General features: G+C 72.2%; 16 protein-coding genes. 11 read left to right on the top strand and 5 right to left on the bottom strand.

Translation table 11 applies throughout. The annotated features are described in order from the left end of the window. The first annotated feature begins 285 nt into the window (after positions 1-285). Positions 286-912, top strand: coding sequence for an RNA polymerase sigma factor (locus NRK68_RS15880; protein WP_183069702.1), 627 nt, complete (start codon positions 286-288; stop codon positions 910-912). Then, positions 912-2,039: a CU044_5270 family protein gene (locus NRK68_RS15875; protein ID WP_183069701.1), complete on the top strand. Its 1,128-nt coding sequence runs from the start codon at positions 912-914 to the stop codon at positions 2,037-2,039. Before NRK68_RS15880 ends, NRK68_RS15875 begins: the two co-directional genes overlap by 1 nt. Before the next feature lie 375 nt (positions 2,040-2,414). Here NRK68_RS15875 and NRK68_RS15870 read toward each other — a convergent pair whose 3' ends face one another. Both NRK68_RS15870 and NRK68_RS15865 read right to left on the bottom strand, forming a co-directional pair. Continuing rightward, positions 2,415-3,224 (bottom strand): pentapeptide repeat-containing protein, encoded by an 810-nt coding sequence (locus NRK68_RS15870; protein WP_257856049.1) that lies wholly within the window; start codon positions 3,222-3,224, stop codon positions 2,415-2,417. A 4-nt stretch (positions 3,225-3,228) separates the two neighbouring features. Next, positions 3,229-3,984 (bottom strand): GNAT family N-acetyltransferase, encoded by a 756-nt coding sequence (locus NRK68_RS15865; protein ID WP_257856048.1) that lies wholly within the window; start codon positions 3,982-3,984, stop codon positions 3,229-3,231. Positions 3,985-4,047: 63 nt separating this feature from the next. Between NRK68_RS15865 and NRK68_RS15860 the strand changes: the two genes are divergently transcribed. The 5 genes from NRK68_RS15860 to NRK68_RS15840 all read left to right on the top strand — a co-directional run bounded on the left by NRK68_RS15860 (position 4,048) and on the right by NRK68_RS15840 (position 9,454). Further along, on the top strand, positions 4,048-4,656 hold the full coding sequence (locus NRK68_RS15860; protein WP_030964704.1) for a LysE family translocator: 609 nt from the start codon (positions 4,048-4,050) through the stop codon (positions 4,654-4,656). Positions 4,657-4,707: 51 nt separating this feature from the next. Then, positions 4,708-5,502, top strand: a complete 795-nt coding sequence (locus NRK68_RS15855; RefSeq protein ID WP_257856047.1) for a thioesterase family protein — start codon at positions 4,708-4,710, stop codon at positions 5,500-5,502. A gap of 140 nt (positions 5,503-5,642) precedes the next feature. Continuing rightward, positions 5,643-7,409, top strand: coding sequence for a protein kinase domain-containing protein (locus NRK68_RS15850; protein WP_257856046.1), 1,767 nt, complete (start codon positions 5,643-5,645; stop codon positions 7,407-7,409). A 76-nt stretch (positions 7,410-7,485) separates the two neighbouring features. Then, the gene (locus NRK68_RS15845) at positions 7,486-8,493 is read left to right on the top strand and encodes a C40 family peptidase (protein WP_046778605.1); all 1,008 of its coding nucleotides are present in this window, start codon (positions 7,486-7,488) and stop codon (positions 8,491-8,493) included. A gap of 229 nt (positions 8,494-8,722) precedes the next feature. Next, a complete protein-coding gene (locus tag NRK68_RS15840) occupies positions 8,723-9,454 on the top strand; it encodes a phosphatase PAP2 family protein (protein WP_257856045.1) in 732 nt (243 codons plus the stop codon). A gap of 190 nt (positions 9,455-9,644) precedes the next feature. Here the strand turns inward: NRK68_RS15840 and NRK68_RS15835 are convergent, their stop codons facing one another. Further along, positions 9,645-9,863, bottom strand: coding sequence for a hypothetical protein (locus tag NRK68_RS15835; RefSeq protein WP_183069693.1), 219 nt, complete (start codon positions 9,861-9,863; stop codon positions 9,645-9,647). Positions 9,864-10,006: 143 nt separating this feature from the next. Beyond that, positions 10,007-10,237, bottom strand: coding sequence for a hypothetical protein (locus NRK68_RS15830; RefSeq protein WP_257856044.1), 231 nt, complete (start codon positions 10,235-10,237; stop codon positions 10,007-10,009). A 131-nt stretch (positions 10,238-10,368) separates the two neighbouring features. Here NRK68_RS15830 and NRK68_RS15825 point away from each other — a divergent pair, with 131 nt between their 5' ends. Both NRK68_RS15825 and NRK68_RS15820 read left to right on the top strand, forming a co-directional pair. Then, positions 10,369-11,205, top strand: a complete 837-nt coding sequence (locus NRK68_RS15825) for an SCO4651 family lipoprotein (protein WP_257856043.1) — start codon at positions 10,369-10,371, stop codon at positions 11,203-11,205. 136 nt (positions 11,206-11,341) lie between these two features. Next, the gene (locus NRK68_RS15820; RefSeq protein ID WP_037864540.1) at positions 11,342-11,527 is read left to right on the top strand and encodes a hypothetical protein; all 186 of its coding nucleotides are present in this window, start codon (positions 11,342-11,344) and stop codon (positions 11,525-11,527) included. 109 nt (positions 11,528-11,636) lie between these two features. On the opposite strand, the gene NRK68_RS15815 is transcribed toward NRK68_RS15820, so the two are convergent. After that, the gene (locus NRK68_RS15815; RefSeq protein WP_257856042.1) at positions 11,637-12,020 is read right to left on the bottom strand and encodes a metal-sensitive transcriptional regulator; all 384 of its coding nucleotides are present in this window, start codon (positions 12,018-12,020) and stop codon (positions 11,637-11,639) included. 207 nt (positions 12,021-12,227) lie between these two features. On the opposite strand from NRK68_RS15815, the gene NRK68_RS15810 reads away from it, so the two are divergent. Next, a complete protein-coding gene (locus NRK68_RS15810) occupies positions 12,228-12,848 on the top strand; it encodes a DUF47 domain-containing protein (RefSeq protein WP_046778610.1) in 621 nt (206 codons plus the stop codon). Positions 12,849-12,853: 5 nt separating this feature from the next. Then, a complete protein-coding gene (locus NRK68_RS15805; protein WP_183069689.1) occupies positions 12,854-13,852 on the top strand; it encodes an inorganic phosphate transporter in 999 nt (332 codons plus the stop codon). Positions 13,853-14,441: the final 589 nt, after the last annotated feature.

The raw sequence follows: 14,441 nt of genomic DNA, 5'->3' as shown, positions 1-14,441 counted from the left end.
GGCTGCCGGAGCCGGGCTGGCCGGTCCGGTGTGGTCATAGGTCGGCTCTGCCGCCGGGCGGCCGGATCGGGCCGTCGGTTGTGGTGCCAGGGTGCTGCGTGTGGGTGGGGTGTCGGGCTGCGGGGATTGAGGTGGTGCTTGGGTGGTGTCCGACGGGTTGGTGGCTTGGGGCTGCCGTGGGCCGGGCGGTCCGGCGGTAGCGCGGACCTGGCACCTCGGGTGCTGTGACGCGGGTCACGGGAACTCGGGCGGGGTGGCGGACAGCCGACAGGAGTGACCACAGAGATGCGAACTCGGGTGCGGGCCGGTGATCCGGACGCCTATGCGGAGCTGTTCGACAGTTACTCCCGCACCCTCTACAACCATGCCTTCCGGATGACCGGGGACTGGGCCGTCGCGGAGGACGTCATGTCGGCGGCCTTCCTGGAGGCGTGGCGGCTGCGCGGCACGGTCGATCCCGAGGGCGGTTCCCTCCGGCCCTGGCTCCTGGGGATCACCACCAACCTCGCCCGCAACCACTGCCGCAGCAACCGCCGCTTCCGGGCCGCCGCGGCCGCCGCCGCGGCGGCAGCGGGGGCCGTGGCCGTACCCGATCACGCCGACGAGGTGGCCGGCCGGCTGGACGACCGGCAGCAGATCGCGGCGACCCTGGCCCGGTTGAGTGCGCTGCGCGGACCCGAGCGCGAGGTGTTGCTGCTGTGCCTGTGCGAGGGCCTGGAGTACGCCGAGGCCGCCCGGGTCCTCGGCATTCCGGTTGGAACCGTGCGCTCGCGGCTGTCCAGGGCCCGTACGAAGCTCCGCAAACTCGCCGACGCGGAACTGAAGAAGAACCGGCGGGAACTCGCGGCCCGGGCCCGACAGACATATGAGGACCGCGCGAAGGCGGTCCGGTCCGCACAGGAGGGAATCTGATGAACGCCGACCTTTCCCGGCCCCGCCCGGCCGATCGGGAGGACGAGTCCTCCCTCCGCCTGACGTTCGTCGAGCGGGAACTCCCTGCGGGCCGCCACCAGTTCCACAAGGAGCGACTGATGGCCCAGATCCACGAAGACCTCCGAGCCGCCGGTACCGACGCCGACGCCGGCACCGTCACCCCCGCCCGTCGGACGGGGTCGCGCAATCCCTTCCTGCGCCGTGCGTTCCTGGTGCCCGCGGCGGCGTTCGCCCTGGCGGGCGCGCTCGCGGCCGGGTTCCTCACGTACGTGGACCAGGGCGCCGCGGACGGACCAGGCTCCACGATCGCCACGGGGCCGGCGATGACCACCCGGATCGGCACCGCCGAGGCCAAGGGCACGGCGGAGCTCCTGGACCGGATCTCGCTGGCGGCCGCCTCCGTGGGACCGGGCGTGAAGGTGCGCCCGGACCAGTTCATCTACATCGGGAGCAAGACGGCCAACACCTACGTGAAGATCGTCGAGAACAAGAGCAGCCTGGTCAGCCAGGAACTGCACATGCGCCACACGTGGAACTCCCCTGACGGCCTCAGGGGCTGGCTGATCGAGCCCGGCGCCACGGGCCCGGGGGGCCTGACCCTGGACCGGCCGAAGGTGAACGGCAAGGACATGCCGCCGAGCCTCAATGGCCCGAGCCACGACTATCTCGCCACGCTGCCCACCGACCCCGACGTGCTGCTGAAGAAGATCTACGAGGAGACCCGCGGGATGGGCCGCAACCCGGACCAGCAGGCCTTCACGACCATCGGTGACCTGCTGCGGGAGTCCTATCCGCCGGCGGAGCTGGCGGCCGCGCTCTACAAGACCGCGGCGAAGATCCCCGGTGTGGTGACGGTCGATGACGCGGTCGATGCCGAGGGCCGTCATGGGCTCGCGGTCGCGCGGCTGGATGAGGAGAACGGCCAGCGGGAGGAGTGGATCTTCGACCGGCAGACGCTGGAGTTCCTCGGGGAGCGGGTCGTCCAGGTGCGGGGTGACGCCGGCGAGGACGGGCTGATCAAGGAGGGCACGGTGGTGTACACCAGCGCGGTGATGACACGGGGGGTCGTGGACCGGATGAAGGAGGTGCCGGGGGCGGGGCGCTGACGCTTCGCCTGCGGCGGGCTGCTTGGCGGATGGCGTGAGGGTGGGGGCGTGTGCGGGGCCGGTGCGGGTGCGGGTGCGTTGTCGGGTGCGGCGCCGTTGCGGGGGCGCTGCCCCCGGGCCCCCGCGCCTCAAACGCCAGCGGGGCTGAAAAGAGCGGGGCTCCGCCCCGGACCCCGCGCCTCAAATGCCGGCGGGGCTGGGATGGTGCGGCGGGGCTGAAAAGAACGGGGCTCCGCCCCGGACCCCGCGCCTCAAATGCCGGCGGGGCTGGGATGGTGCGGCGGGGCTGGGAGGTCGGGGCTCCGCTTGGGACCCGGCGCTTCAAATGCCGGCGGGGCTTCGGGACCGGGTTCGTGTGGGTGGGGGGGCTGGGGGTCAGAGCCAGTGGGTGGGGTGGGTCAGGGGGGTGGGGAGTTGGGTGTGCTGGTCGCCTTGGGCGGCGTTCAGTTGGGGCTGGGTGAGGAAGACCGCTCCTCGGAGGTCCGCCCCGCGCAGGTTCGCGTCGCGCAGGTCCGCGCCGATCAGGTCGGCCGTACGGAGGTCGGCGCGCGAGAGGTCGGCGGCGATCAGGTAGGCGCCGCGGAGGTTGGCCCCCCGCAGGTTCGCCCCGGAGAGGCGGGCACCCATGAGGTCCGCGCCCCGGTGGTTCTTCTTGCGGCCCGGGACCTTGGCGCGGACCAGCTCGCTGGTCTCCAGCAGCAGTGTGTTGATCCGCCCGCGCAGGGCCGCGACGTCCAGGGCGGCGAGGGCGCCGGCGTCGGCGCGCGTCCACTCCTGCGTCTCGGAGAGCAGGCGGCGCAGGCCGGGGTGGACCGGAGCCGCGTCGGGGAGGCCCAGTGCCTGGTCGATGTAGAAGAGCAGCTCGTGCAGCTGTCGCATCACCGGGAAGACGTCGAACATCGGCCCACGGGTCTCGGGGTGCGCGCGCCAGTCGCGGCCGCCGAAGGTGACCTGGGAGACCTGCTGGCCCGCGCCGAAGCAGTCGAAGACGGTACAGCCCCGGAAGCCCTGGTCGCGCAGCCGGGTGTGGATGCCGCAGCGGAAGTCCTGCTGGAGGTTCTTGCAGGGGGTTCCGGCGGGCTTGTTCACGGCGAAGTCGTTGGACTTGGCGAACGGCAGCGCGACGCAGCAGAGCGCGAAGCAGTTCGCGCAGTCGGCTCGGAGAAGGGGCAGGCTCTCGGACACGCCTTCATTGTCGCCGGTCGGCGGCGGTCAGGCGCATCCTGTGGACGCTCCAGGGCACGCCGTCGACGACCTCGACCGCTTCGAGGGTCGCCGTCGTGCGGAAGCCGAGCTTCTCGTAGACGCGCAGCGCCGCCGTGTTGTGGCTCCAGACGCCCAGGCGGATCTCGGGCAGGACCAGTTCGTCGAAGGCGATGGAGACGGCGAGCGTGACGAGTTGCTCGCCCAGGCCCCGGCCGCGGGCTCCCGGGGCGATGAGGACGCGGCCCAGGCGGCCGTCGGCGAGGGAGATGTGCCCCAGCGGGGTGCCGAGCGGCAGGCCGGGCTGGAGGCCGGGCTGGAGGCCGTCAGCGGTGCCGCCCACCGCCGGGTCGGCCGGGGCGCCGAGTGGGGGGCCGTCTGCGGTGCCACCCGCAGTGCCGCCCGGGCGGCCGACCCCGGTTCCGCCCGCCGTGTCGGCCGACGTGCCGCCCGGCGTGATGCCCGGCGTGCCAGCCGGCGGGTCGGCCGCCGCGCCGCCCGCCGTGCCGCCCGGCGGGTCGGCCGGCGGGTCGGCTGGGGTGGAGGTGCGGGACACGGCGGTCCATGTGTGGCGGCCGGGTTCGGCGGCGTATGCGGTGAGCTGGGCGTCGGTCAGGGGCCAGGTGAAGTTCGGGCCTGCCCAGGTCATCAGGGCGGTGGGGTCCGGGATCCAGCTGCGGAGCACGGGGGCATCGGTGAGTGGGTGGAAGGGGCGCAGGGCGAGCGGCTGCGGAAGGGGCATACGGCAAGTGTGCTCCGCGGGAAGGGGGTTGATCGAGATGGAGGGGGCGGCGAGCATCGCCGTATGACAGAAGTGATCGCAGTCGCCGTCATCACCCTGCTCGCCGTGATCAGTCCCGGCGCCGATTTCGCCATGGTGGTCCGCAACAGCTACCTCTACGGGCGGCCCACCGGGCTGTTCGCCGCCGCCGGGGTCGCGGCCGGTGTGCTGGTGCACGTCTCCTACACGATGCTGGGGGTCGGCCTGCTGATCGCCTCCTCCACCGCGCTGTTCACCGTGATCAAGCTGGCGGGTGCGGCGTACCTGGTGTGGATCGGGATACGGACCTTCCGTGCGCGGGCCGAGGTGACCGTGGACCTGGAGTCGAAGCCGCAGCTGACGCGGCTGGGGGCGATGCGGTCGGGGTTCCTGACCAATGTGCTCAACCCGAAGACGACGCTGTTCGTCGTGTCGACCTTCACGCAGGTGGTCGATCCGGGTACACCGCTGTGGCAGCAGGCCGGCTACGGGCTGTTCATGTCGGCGGCGCACCTGGGCTGGTTCGGGGCCGTGGCGGTGTTCTTCTCCGTCTCCGGTCTGCGCGAGCGGATGCTGAGGGCGCAGAAGACGCTGAACCGGGCCATCGGGTCGGTGCTGGTGGGGCTGGGGGTGGGGCTGGGGTTCGCCCGCTGAGCCCGCGCCGGGGGCTGGTGGGCGTGGTTACCAGTCGGTAGCGTGGCCTGTATGGGCGCTGCCGAGGGGTTCTTCGAACGACGTGATGCCGGGCGGTTCACCGCCACCGAGTACACACGCGGGCCGTGGGACCCGGGCTCGCAGCACGCCGGTCCGCCGGCGGCGCTGCTCGGGCGGGCCGTCGAGGAGCGGCCGGGTGCCCGCGCGGACATGCGGATCGCCCGGATCACCTACGAGATCCTGCGCCCGGTGCCGATCGGCGAGCTGGAGGTCACCACCACCGTGCTGCGCTCCGGCCGCAGCACCGAGGTGGTCGAGGCCGCGATCGGCCCGGTGGGAGCCGCGCCCGTGATGCTGGCGCGGGCCCTGCGGATCCGGGTCGCCGAGGAGCCCGTACCGGCCGTGGTGAGCGGGCCGCAGCTGCCGACGCCCGGAGAGGTGGAGGTGACGCCGTTCTTCCCGGTGCCGTGGGAGACCGGCTACCACTCGGCCATGGAGACCCGGTTCACCGAGGGCGCCTTCGTCGAACCGGGCCCCGGCACCTGCTGGATGCGGATGAAGGTGCCGCTCATCGCCGGGGAGGAGACCCGGCCGCTGGACCGGGTGCTGATCGCGGCCGATTCCGGCAACGGGATCAGCGCGGTGATGGACTTCGGCGCCTATGTCTTCATCAACAGCGACCTGACCGTCCACCTGCACCGCCATCCGGTGGGCGAGTGGGCGTGCGTGCAGGCCCGTACGAGTGTGGACGCGGCCGGCATCGGTCTGGCGGACGCGCAACTGCACGACGAGAAGGGCCCGATCGGGCGGAGCGCGCAGAGCCTGTTCGTGGCGCCGCGTTCCTAGCCGGGGGCCGGGGTCGGGGCCGGGGACGGGGGCGTCGCTCCCGAGGTCGCGTCGGGGTCGCGTCGGGGTCGCGTCGGGGTCGCCGGGCGCGCCTCAACCCGGCGTCGTGGCACGGTAGTCGGTATGGCAGGCTCGTGCGGGTGGAGGCCCTGAGAGACGTCGACCCCGCCCAGATCGGGGCGCATGCGCTGCTGGCCCGGCTCGGTGCCGGAGGGATGGGGCAGGTGTACCTCGGGCGGTCGCCCGGTGGGCGCCTGGTCGCGGTGAAGGTGATCCGGGACGAGATCACCGGGCATCCGGAGGCGCTGGCCCGGTTCCGGCGCGAGGCCGAGACGGTACGTGCGGTGCGGTCGGCGTACACGGCGAACCTGATCGACGCGTCGCTGGCGGCGGCGCCGTACTGGCTGGCGACCGAGTACGTGGCGGGACCGACGCTCGGTCACGCCGTGGCCGAGCGCGGCGGCCTGCCGGCGGACACCTGCCTGCGGCTGTTCGCGGCCCTGGCCGAGGGACTGGCGAGCGTGCACGGGTACGGGGTGACGCACCGGGACCTGAAGCCGCAGAACGTCATCCTGGGCGCGCAGGGGCCGCAGCTCATCGACTTCGGTATCGCGCGGGGCGTGGGCGAGACGGCCCTCACGCAGGACGGGCACGCTCCGGGGACGCCGGGGTACACGGCGCCGGAGGTGTTGCGGGGCGCGGAGGCCGGGGCCGCGGCGGACGTCTTCGCCCTGGGCGCGACGATGGCGTACGCGGCGACCGGGCGCCCGCCGTACGGTACCGGCGACGCGGCGACGGTGAGCTACCGGGCGGTGCACGAGCCCGTCGACCTGGCCGGGGTCGCGCCGGGCCTGGCGGCGCTGATCGGGGCGTGCGTGGCGAAGGACCCGGCCGAGCGCCCGGACCCGGCGGAGATCGTCCGCCGCTGCGGGGTGCGGGACGCGCTGGTGGACGACCCGGTGTACGCGGGGCTGGGGGCGCTGGGCGAGCCGGTGCCGGTGCCGGCCCCCGCGCGCGTGCCCGTACCGGGTTCTGCCCCCGTACCGCGTTCCGCCCCCGCGCCCATATTCGGTCCCGTGCCGGTGGCGGGCGCGGTGCATGCGCTGCCGACCGAGGGGCCCGGGTATCCGTACGTCGCCACCCGGCCCGAGGAGTTCCCGGCGCGGCCCGTGGGGCGGCGCGGGCTATGGGCCGGTGCGGGGGTGGCCGTGGCGGCGGCTCTCGCCCTGGCGGCCTGGAAGCTGGTACCGCCGGCCGGCGGCGAAGGGTCGGGCCGCGGGGCGGAGGCCTCGGCCGGTCCCGCGGGCACGCCCGCCGGGAACCCGGGCGCGGGAGGCGTCGGCCCCGCGCCCGCGGCGTCCGGGGGCGCCGCCGGCAAGCCGCCCGCCGAGTACATCGAGGGCAACCGGATCTCGCGCTACTTCTGGCTGCCCTCCACCGACCCGGAGCGTGCGGCGCACGGCACCGGCGCATGCAATCTGGGGGCGGAGCAGAAGCCGCCAGGTGCGGACTTCCAGGTGGGCGCCGAGGTTTCGGGCAAGTCCGTCAAGATCAGCATGCGCGTGAAGTACGCCGAGAACAGCCCGGCCAAACCCGACCCGTACTACGTATCGGTGGCGGTCAGGGCCCCGCACGACCTCGACCCGCAGACCGGACAGCCGTTCCCGATGGACAACCGGTCCGTGGGCTTCACCAGCAAGCCCGTCGACATCTACAGCAAGTGGAAGACGGGTGAGTTCCTCACGCTCACGTACCCGGACGACTTCGCGGAGCACGTGAACGGCCGGACGTACCCCGGCGTGCCCCTGGCCAACGACCCGGGGGACTGGACGCTGGTCTTCTACCACGTCGAGGATGATCCTACGAAGTACGCGAGCATCGCCTGCTCCGGCTTCCAAGTGGGGTAGTAGGACATGCGACACGGGCGATTCGCACGTTGAAGTGACGTCGATGGGGGAGGGTTGACGGGTGCGCAGATTCTGGATGGCCGGCGGGATCGGGATCGGGCTGTGTCTGACGTTCGTGACGCTCCTCGTCGTGGGGACGTACTCGGCGGCGGCGGGGCTCGTGGGAGCGGGTGCCGGCGGCCGTGCCGTGGGCCTGACGAAGGGGGCCGTGCCCGCGAAGTACCAGGCCCTGGTGGAGAAGTGGGGCAACCTGTGCCCGTCCATCAGCCCGCCGTTGCTCGCGGCGCAGCTGTACTCGGAGAGCGGCTGGAATCCGAGTGCCGTGAGCCCGGCGGACGCGCGGGGCATCGCGCAGTTCATCCCGGGCACCTGGGCGGGCCACGGAATCGACGGGGACGGGGACGGCGACCGGGACATCTGGGACCCGAACGACGCCATCCCCTCGGCCGCTTCGTACGACTGCACGCTGGCCAAGGACGTGCGGAGCGTGCCCGGTGACGCGACGTCGAACATGCTGGCCGCCTACAACGCCGGCGCCTACGCGGTCATCAAGTACGGGGGTGTACCGCCGTACAAGGAGACCCAGGGGTACGTGAAGGCGATCACGACGCTGGCGAAGAGCTTCGAGCGGCCCGTGGGGCGGGTGGCGCCCTCGCAACAGGCCGCCGGGGCGATCTACTTCGCGCAGAAGCAGCTGGGCACGCCGTACCTGTGGGGCGGCAACGGTACGCCCGACCACGGCGGGCGGTTCGACTGCTCGGGGCTGACCAAGGCCGCGTACGAGACGGTCGGGATCGAGCTGCCGCGCGTGGCCAACGACCAGTACAACGCCGGACCGCACCCCTCGCGGGACGAACTCCTGCCCGGAGACCTGGTGTTCTTCTCCGATGATCTGACGAACTCTCGGGAGATCCGGCACGTCGGGCTCTACGTGGGCGGCGGATACATGATCAACGCCCCGTTCACCGGAGCGGTCATCCGCTTCGACAAGATCGACACCCCCGACTACTTCGGGGCGACCCGTGTGACGAAGGACGGTGCGGCCTCCCTCCCGGTGCGGGCCGCGGCCGGTCGGCCGTCCTAGGGGCGTCCCAGGGGGGGGTGTCTTGCAACTCTCCGTGATGCAAAGGCCCTGAGCTGCGACGACCAGTCACTCTTCGATAACGTTGCCGTGATCATTCGGTGGAGAGTGGAACCCGGCTGCCAGAACGGGCGTTCCATCAACGCGGGGGTTGATCAATTGGGTGTCGAAGGGGCGCACACCCGGGTGCGCCCGCAGGGGAACCACGGCAAGAGCAAGGGGCCGCGTCACCATGGCTGGACTCACAACAGGTGGGCCGAACGTGGATGTCAGCCTGCTGTACCAGGTCAACGGAGCGGCCCGGCGGGCCCCCGCGTGGCTGGACACGGCCGTGAGCCTGGCCGGTGAGTACGGGATCCTGCTGGCCCTGGTGCTGCTCGTGCTGTGGTGCTGGCGTGGCGCCCGGCGCCAGGACGAGACCACCGCCGTCGAATCCTTCACCGCGCTCGTGTGGGCCCCGCTCGCCGCGGGCCTGGCGCTGCTCGTGAACGTACCGCTGCGTGAATTCGTCGGCCGGCAGCGGCCGTTCCGCCAGCACGAGGGGCTGCAGGTGCTCGACCCCGGCTGGGGCGTGGGGCTCGCGAACACCGAGTACTCCTTCGTCAGCGGTCACACCACCGTCGCGATGGCCCTGGGCGTGGGCCTGTTCGTCGCGAACCGGAAGTTCGGGATCCTGGGGATCGGGCTGGCTCTCGTGGAGGGCCTCTGCCGTGTCTACATGGGCCTGCACTACCCGACCGATGTGATCGGCGCGCTCGCGCTCGGCACCGCCGTGGTCCTCGTGCTCGCGCCGCTCGCGCTGGCCGTGCTGAACCCGCTGGTCCGGGCGGTCGCCGACTCACCGCGCTTCGGGGGGCTCGTACGGGCCGGGGACCGGGCCCGGCCCCAGCCGGTCGGCCTCGCGGCGCAGCCCAAGAACCCGCCCGCGGGCCGGCGTACGCAGGACAACGACCTCGCCGCCTGACGACCTCGCCGCCTGACGGCCGGACCGATGTCGTCGGGGCCGGTCGCGCCGGGACCGCTGCCGCGGAGATTCCCCCTGTTCGGTCAGCCCGTTCCGTACGAGTCCCATACGGCGAGCAGCACGGCCGTCAGCAGGCACAGCGCGGCCACCCCGAAGCACAGCCGGACCGCCCGCGGGCGGGGCCGGGGAGTCACTGGTCACCCGCGTCGGTGTCGCCCTCGCGGCGGTAGCGCGAGCGCAGCCACATCCCGGTGGCCAGGGCGGCGGCGGAGGTGAGCCCGATGGCCAGGGCCACGTCGGCCGGGCTGTCCGCCGAGCCCACGGGTCTGGCCCAGGCCGCGGCGGCCGGGGCGAACGCGAAGAGCAGGGCCCAGAGAAGGGCCGCGAGGCGGGCTGCGGAACCTGGCATGAGTCAAGGGCATCCGCTGCGACACCCCCCGGCCAGCCGGGCCGTCCGAACGGGCGAGAGCACCGGCGGGGCCCAGCCGGCGACCGGATGCCCGACCCGGATGCCCGACCCGGATGCCCGACCCGGATGCCCGACCCGGATGCCTAGGGCGTCTCCGGGGTCTCGTGACCGGCGGCGTCCTTGCGGGCCAGGTCGCGGGAGCGGCGGGCCGGACCCTTCCAGCCGCAGGAGCAGACGGCCAGGCAGAACGATCCGCGGTCGGCGGTGGAGGCGATGTGGGCGGTCGGCGGCTGGGGCTGCGACTGCGACTGCGGCCGAGGCAGCGGTACGGCGTCGAGCGGAGGGACCGGGGTCGCGTCGATGTGCGGTTCCACTTCTCCACGGTACCCGGGGCCGGAGACGGGCGGGGAGGGAGTGCCCCGTGACGGGAAACCCGGGGCCTCGTTATCCGGAGCGGGTGGGGACCTCGGGCAAGCAGCGGTCATGCGTTGGGGGTTGGCAGGCGATGGTGGAACACCGGCACAGGCTGCTGCGCGGACGCGCGGCTGAGGTGGTGCTCGCCGCCGGAGTCACCCTGGCGGTCACGGCGACGGGCGGGTGCGCCGGCGGTGGCGGCGGGAGCGACGACCGGTCCCCGGCGGCAGCGGCCTCGGTGGTCCGCGGGGCCGCGGACGCCCTGGCGCGCACGGGCAGCGCCCGCGCCCGTACGGCCATGGAGATGGCCACGGGCGGGACCCGGGTCACGATCCGCGGCGAGGGCGGCGTCGACTTCGAGAAGCGGATGGGGCAGCTCCTGGTGCTGCTGCCGGCCGACGTGAAGGGCGAGGACGAGCACCGGCCCATCACCGAGCTCCTCGTGCCGGGCGCCCTCTATATGAAGAACCGCGGCGCGGGCGTCCCCGCCGACAAGTGGGTGCGCATCGACACGACGACCCTCGCCGACGGGAACCTGGTCACCGGCGGGGCCACCGATCCGCTGATCGCGGCCGAGCTGCTGCGGGCCGCGCAGGAGGTGACGTACGTGGGGGAGACCGAGGTGGCGGGCACCAGGGTGCGGCACTACCGGGGGACCACCGACATCGGGCGGGCCGCCGTGAGCGCGTCGGCCGAGATGCGCGGGGCACTGGCGGCTGCGGCGAAAGGGTTCAGCAAGGACACGGTCCCCTTCGACGCCTACCTGGACGAGGAGGGGCGGCTGCGGAAGGTCAGACACCGCTTCAGCTACGTCAACAATGGCGTGATCGATGTGTCATCGACCACGCTGCTGTACGGATTCGGGACGCCGGTGACCGTCGTATTGCCCGCGAGCGGGGACATTTACGCCGGAAAGATCGCCGACTAGCGGGGCGGGCGGTCCGGGAGCGGCGCGATCGGGCCATGGCCGGGTATCCGGAAATGGTCCATCCGTGTCATGCGGCGGGAGGAGCGTCCTCCCTACGCTGAGAAGCCGGGCGCCGGCAAGTGGTGCGGCATGACCGATGACGGCCGGTGGCCGGTGGCAGATTGAGGTGACACGCGTGACTCCCGCAGGCGGTACGACGGTGCAGGACCACGTGGCGCTCGCCGAGATCGAACTGTGCGGTGAGCTGATCATCGCCGCGTCCGCGGCCGCCGAGGACCGGCTGAGCCTGGACCGCATCGACGAGGTCCTGCTGGGCCGCTAGGGGGTGTCCGGCCCGAGGCCCTGTCGTCGAAGTCCCGCCCGCCCCCCCGCCGGTCGTACGGATGCCGCGCCGGGCCCGCGTCGTGCGGGCCGGCGGCGGGGCCGGGGGCTCAGGTGCGCAGGAGCCGCGCGATGGCCTTGGTGGCCTCCTCGACCTTGGCGTCGATCTCCGCGCCGCCCTTGACCGCCGCGTCGGCGACGCAGTGGCGCAGATGCTCCTCCAGCAGCTGGAGCGCGAAGGACTGGAGCGCCTTCGTGCTCGCCGAGACCTGCGTGAGTATGTCGATGCAGTAGACGTCCTCGTCGACGAGCCGCTGGAGGCCGCGGATCTGCCCCTCGATCCGGCGCAGCCGCTTGAGGTGCTCGTCCTTCTGGTGGTGGTAGCCGTGGACGGCCCCGCCCTCGGGGGAGGTGCCGGGTGCGGCCGCCGTCAGTGCCGTCGCCGCCGTGGCCGCCGTGCCGGCTCCGGGGCCCTCCGCCTCGATGGTCGTCATACGTCCTCCCGTGGTCCGGAGCGAGGGGGGGATTGCATGGATGCATACCCCTCATGGGTATAAGATACCGGGCTTGTGCCCGAGGTGCGGGGGCCCGTGTTCCTCACTCTGCCTGATGGAGGACACTGGGGAACTGCCGGTTAGCCGTGGCCGGGGGATGCGCCTAGCATCAGCCTGACCGACTCCAATGCACCCCGAGGACCTCACGTGCGATTTCGTCTGACCCCCAGGGAGACGAGCTTCTACGACATGTTCGCCGCATCCGCGGACAACATCGTCACGGGCTCCAAGCTCCTGATGGAACTGCTCGGAGCGGACTCGTCCGCCCGGGCCGAGATCGCGGAACGGATGCGGGCGGCGGAGCACGCGGGGGACGACGCGACACACGCGATCTTCCACCAGCTGAACTCCTCCTTCATCACGCCGTTCGACCGCGAGGACATCTACTCCCTGGCGTCGTCGCTCGACGACATCATGGACTTCATGGAGGAGGCCGTCGACCTCGTCGTCCTCTACAACATCGAAGAGCTGCCCAAGGGTGTCGAGCAGCAGATCGAGGTGCTGGCGCGGGCGGCCGAGCTGACCGCCGAGGCCATGCCGCACCTGCGGACGATGGACAACCTGACCGAGTACTGGATCGAGGTCAACCGCCTCGAGAACCAGGCCGACCAGATCCACCGCAAGCTGCTCGCGCACCTGTTCAACGGCAAGTACGACGCCATCGAGGTGCTGAAGCTGAAGCAGATCGTCGACGTGCTCGAAGAGGCGGCCGACGCGTTCGAGCACGTCGCGAACACGGTGGAGACCATCGCGGTCAAGGAGTCCTGAACCTCGTGGACACCTTCGCTCTGGTCGTGACCATCGGTGTCGCGCTCGGTTTCACGTATACGAACGGTTTTCACGACTCGGCGAACGCGATCGCGACCTCCGTCTCCACGCGGGCACTGACCCCGCGGGCGGCGCTCGCGATGGCGGCCGTGATGAACCTCGCCGGCGCCTTCCTGGGCAGCGGGGTGGCCAAGACGGTCAGCAGCGGCCTGATCGAGACGCCCACGGGCTCCACGGGCATGTGGATCCTGTTCGCGGCGCTGGTCGGCGCGATCGTCTGGAACCTGATCACCTGGTACTTCGGCCTGCCCTCGTCCTCCTCGCACGCCCTCTTCGGCGGCATGGTGGGCGCGGCCCTGGCCGGCGGCACGGAGGTCATCTGGTCGGGCGTGGTCGACAAGGTCGTCATCCCGATGTTCGCCTCGCCGATCGTCGGCCTCGTCGCCGGTTTCCTGGTGATGGTGGCCATCCTGTGGATGTTCCGCCGCGCCAACCCGCACAAGGCGAAGCACGGCTTCCGTATCGCTCAGACCGTCTCCGCGGCCGCCATGGCGCTCGGCCACGGCCTCCAGGACGCGCAGAAGACGATGGGCATCGTGGTGATGGCCCTGGTCATCGCCGACGTCCAGACCGCCGACGACCCGATCCCGGTCTGGGTCAAGGTCGTGTGCGCCGTGATGCTGTCGCTGGGTACGTACGCGGGTGGCTGGCGCATCATGCGTACGCTCGGCCGCAAGATCATCGAGCTGGACCCGCCGCAGGGCTTCGCGGCCGAGACCACCGGCGCCTCGATCATGTTCGGCTCGGCCTACCTCTTCCACGCGCCGATCTCCACCACCCACGTGATCACCTCGGCGATCATGGGCGTGGGTGCGACGAAGCGTGTGAACGCGGTGCGCTGGGGCGTCGCCAAGAACATCATCCTGGGCTGGTTCATCACGATGCCGGCCGCGGCGCTGGTCGCCGCGATCAGCTTCTGGATCGTGAACCTGGCCTTCGGCTAGCGGTGCCGCCGCCCCCTGCTGGGGGTCCGGGGGTTATCCCCCGGGCGGTGCAGCATCACGATGCCGGCCGCGGCGCTGGTCGCCGCGATCAGCTTCTGGATCGTGAACCTGGCCTTCGGCTAGCGGTGCCGCCGCCCCCTGCTGGGGGTCCGGGGGTCATCCCCCGGGCGGTGCAGCATCACGATGCCGGCCGCGGCGCTGGTCGCCGCGATCAGCTTCTGGATCGTGAACCTGGCCTTCGGCTAGCGGTGCCGCCGCCCCCTGCTGGGGGTCCGGGGGTCATCCCCCGGGCGGTGCAGCATCACGATGCCGGCCGCGGCGCTGGTCGCCGCGATCAGCTTCTGGATCGTGAACCTGGCCTTCGGCTAGCGGTGCCGCCGCCCCCTGCTGGGGGTCCGGGGGTCATCCCCCGGGCGGTGCAGCATCACGATGCCGGCCGCGGCGCTGGTCGCCGCGATCAGCTTCTGGATCGTGAACCTGGCCTTCGGCTAGCGGTGCCGCCGCCCCCTGCTGGGGGTCCGGGGGTCATCCCCCGGGCGGTGCAGCATCACGATGCCGGCCGCGGCCCTGGTCGCCGCGATCAGCTTCT

The organism is Streptomyces yangpuensis, from assembly GCF_024666385.1.
Classification (GTDB): domain Bacteria; phylum Actinomycetota; class Actinomycetes; order Streptomycetales; family Streptomycetaceae; genus Streptomyces; species Streptomyces yangpuensis.
Note: the sequence above shows the minus strand (reverse complement) of the source record. Positions and strands in the feature narration are given on the sequence as shown.

Coding starts and splice junctions, on each gene's coding strand:
- NRK68_RS15880 (WP_183069702.1), top strand. CDS start 286: ATGCGAACTCGGGTGCGGGCCGGTGATCCGGACGCCTATGCGGAGCTG.
- NRK68_RS15875 (WP_183069701.1), top strand. CDS start 912: ATGAACGCCGACCTTTCCCGGCCCCGCCCGGCCGATCGGGAGGACGAG.
- NRK68_RS15865 (WP_257856048.1), bottom strand. CDS start 3,984: ATGCCCCTTCCGCAGCCGCTCGCCCTGCGCCCCTTCCACCCACTCACC.
- NRK68_RS15860 (WP_030964704.1), top strand. CDS start 4,048: ATGACAGAAGTGATCGCAGTCGCCGTCATCACCCTGCTCGCCGTGATC.
- NRK68_RS15855 (WP_257856047.1), top strand. CDS start 4,708: ATGGGCGCTGCCGAGGGGTTCTTCGAACGACGTGATGCCGGGCGGTTC.
- NRK68_RS15845 (WP_046778605.1), top strand. CDS start 7,486: ATGGCCGGCGGGATCGGGATCGGGCTGTGTCTGACGTTCGTGACGCTC.
- NRK68_RS15840 (WP_257856045.1), top strand. CDS start 8,723: ATGGCTGGACTCACAACAGGTGGGCCGAACGTGGATGTCAGCCTGCTG.
- NRK68_RS15835 (WP_183069693.1), bottom strand. CDS start 9,863: ATGCCAGGTTCCGCAGCCCGCCTCGCGGCCCTTCTCTGGGCCCTGCTC.
- NRK68_RS15825 (WP_257856043.1), top strand. CDS start 10,369: ATGGTGGAACACCGGCACAGGCTGCTGCGCGGACGCGCGGCTGAGGTG.
- NRK68_RS15820 (WP_037864540.1), top strand. CDS start 11,342: ATGACGGCCGGTGGCCGGTGGCAGATTGAGGTGACACGCGTGACTCCC.
- NRK68_RS15815 (WP_257856042.1), bottom strand. CDS start 12,020: ATGACGACCATCGAGGCGGAGGGCCCCGGAGCCGGCACGGCGGCCACG.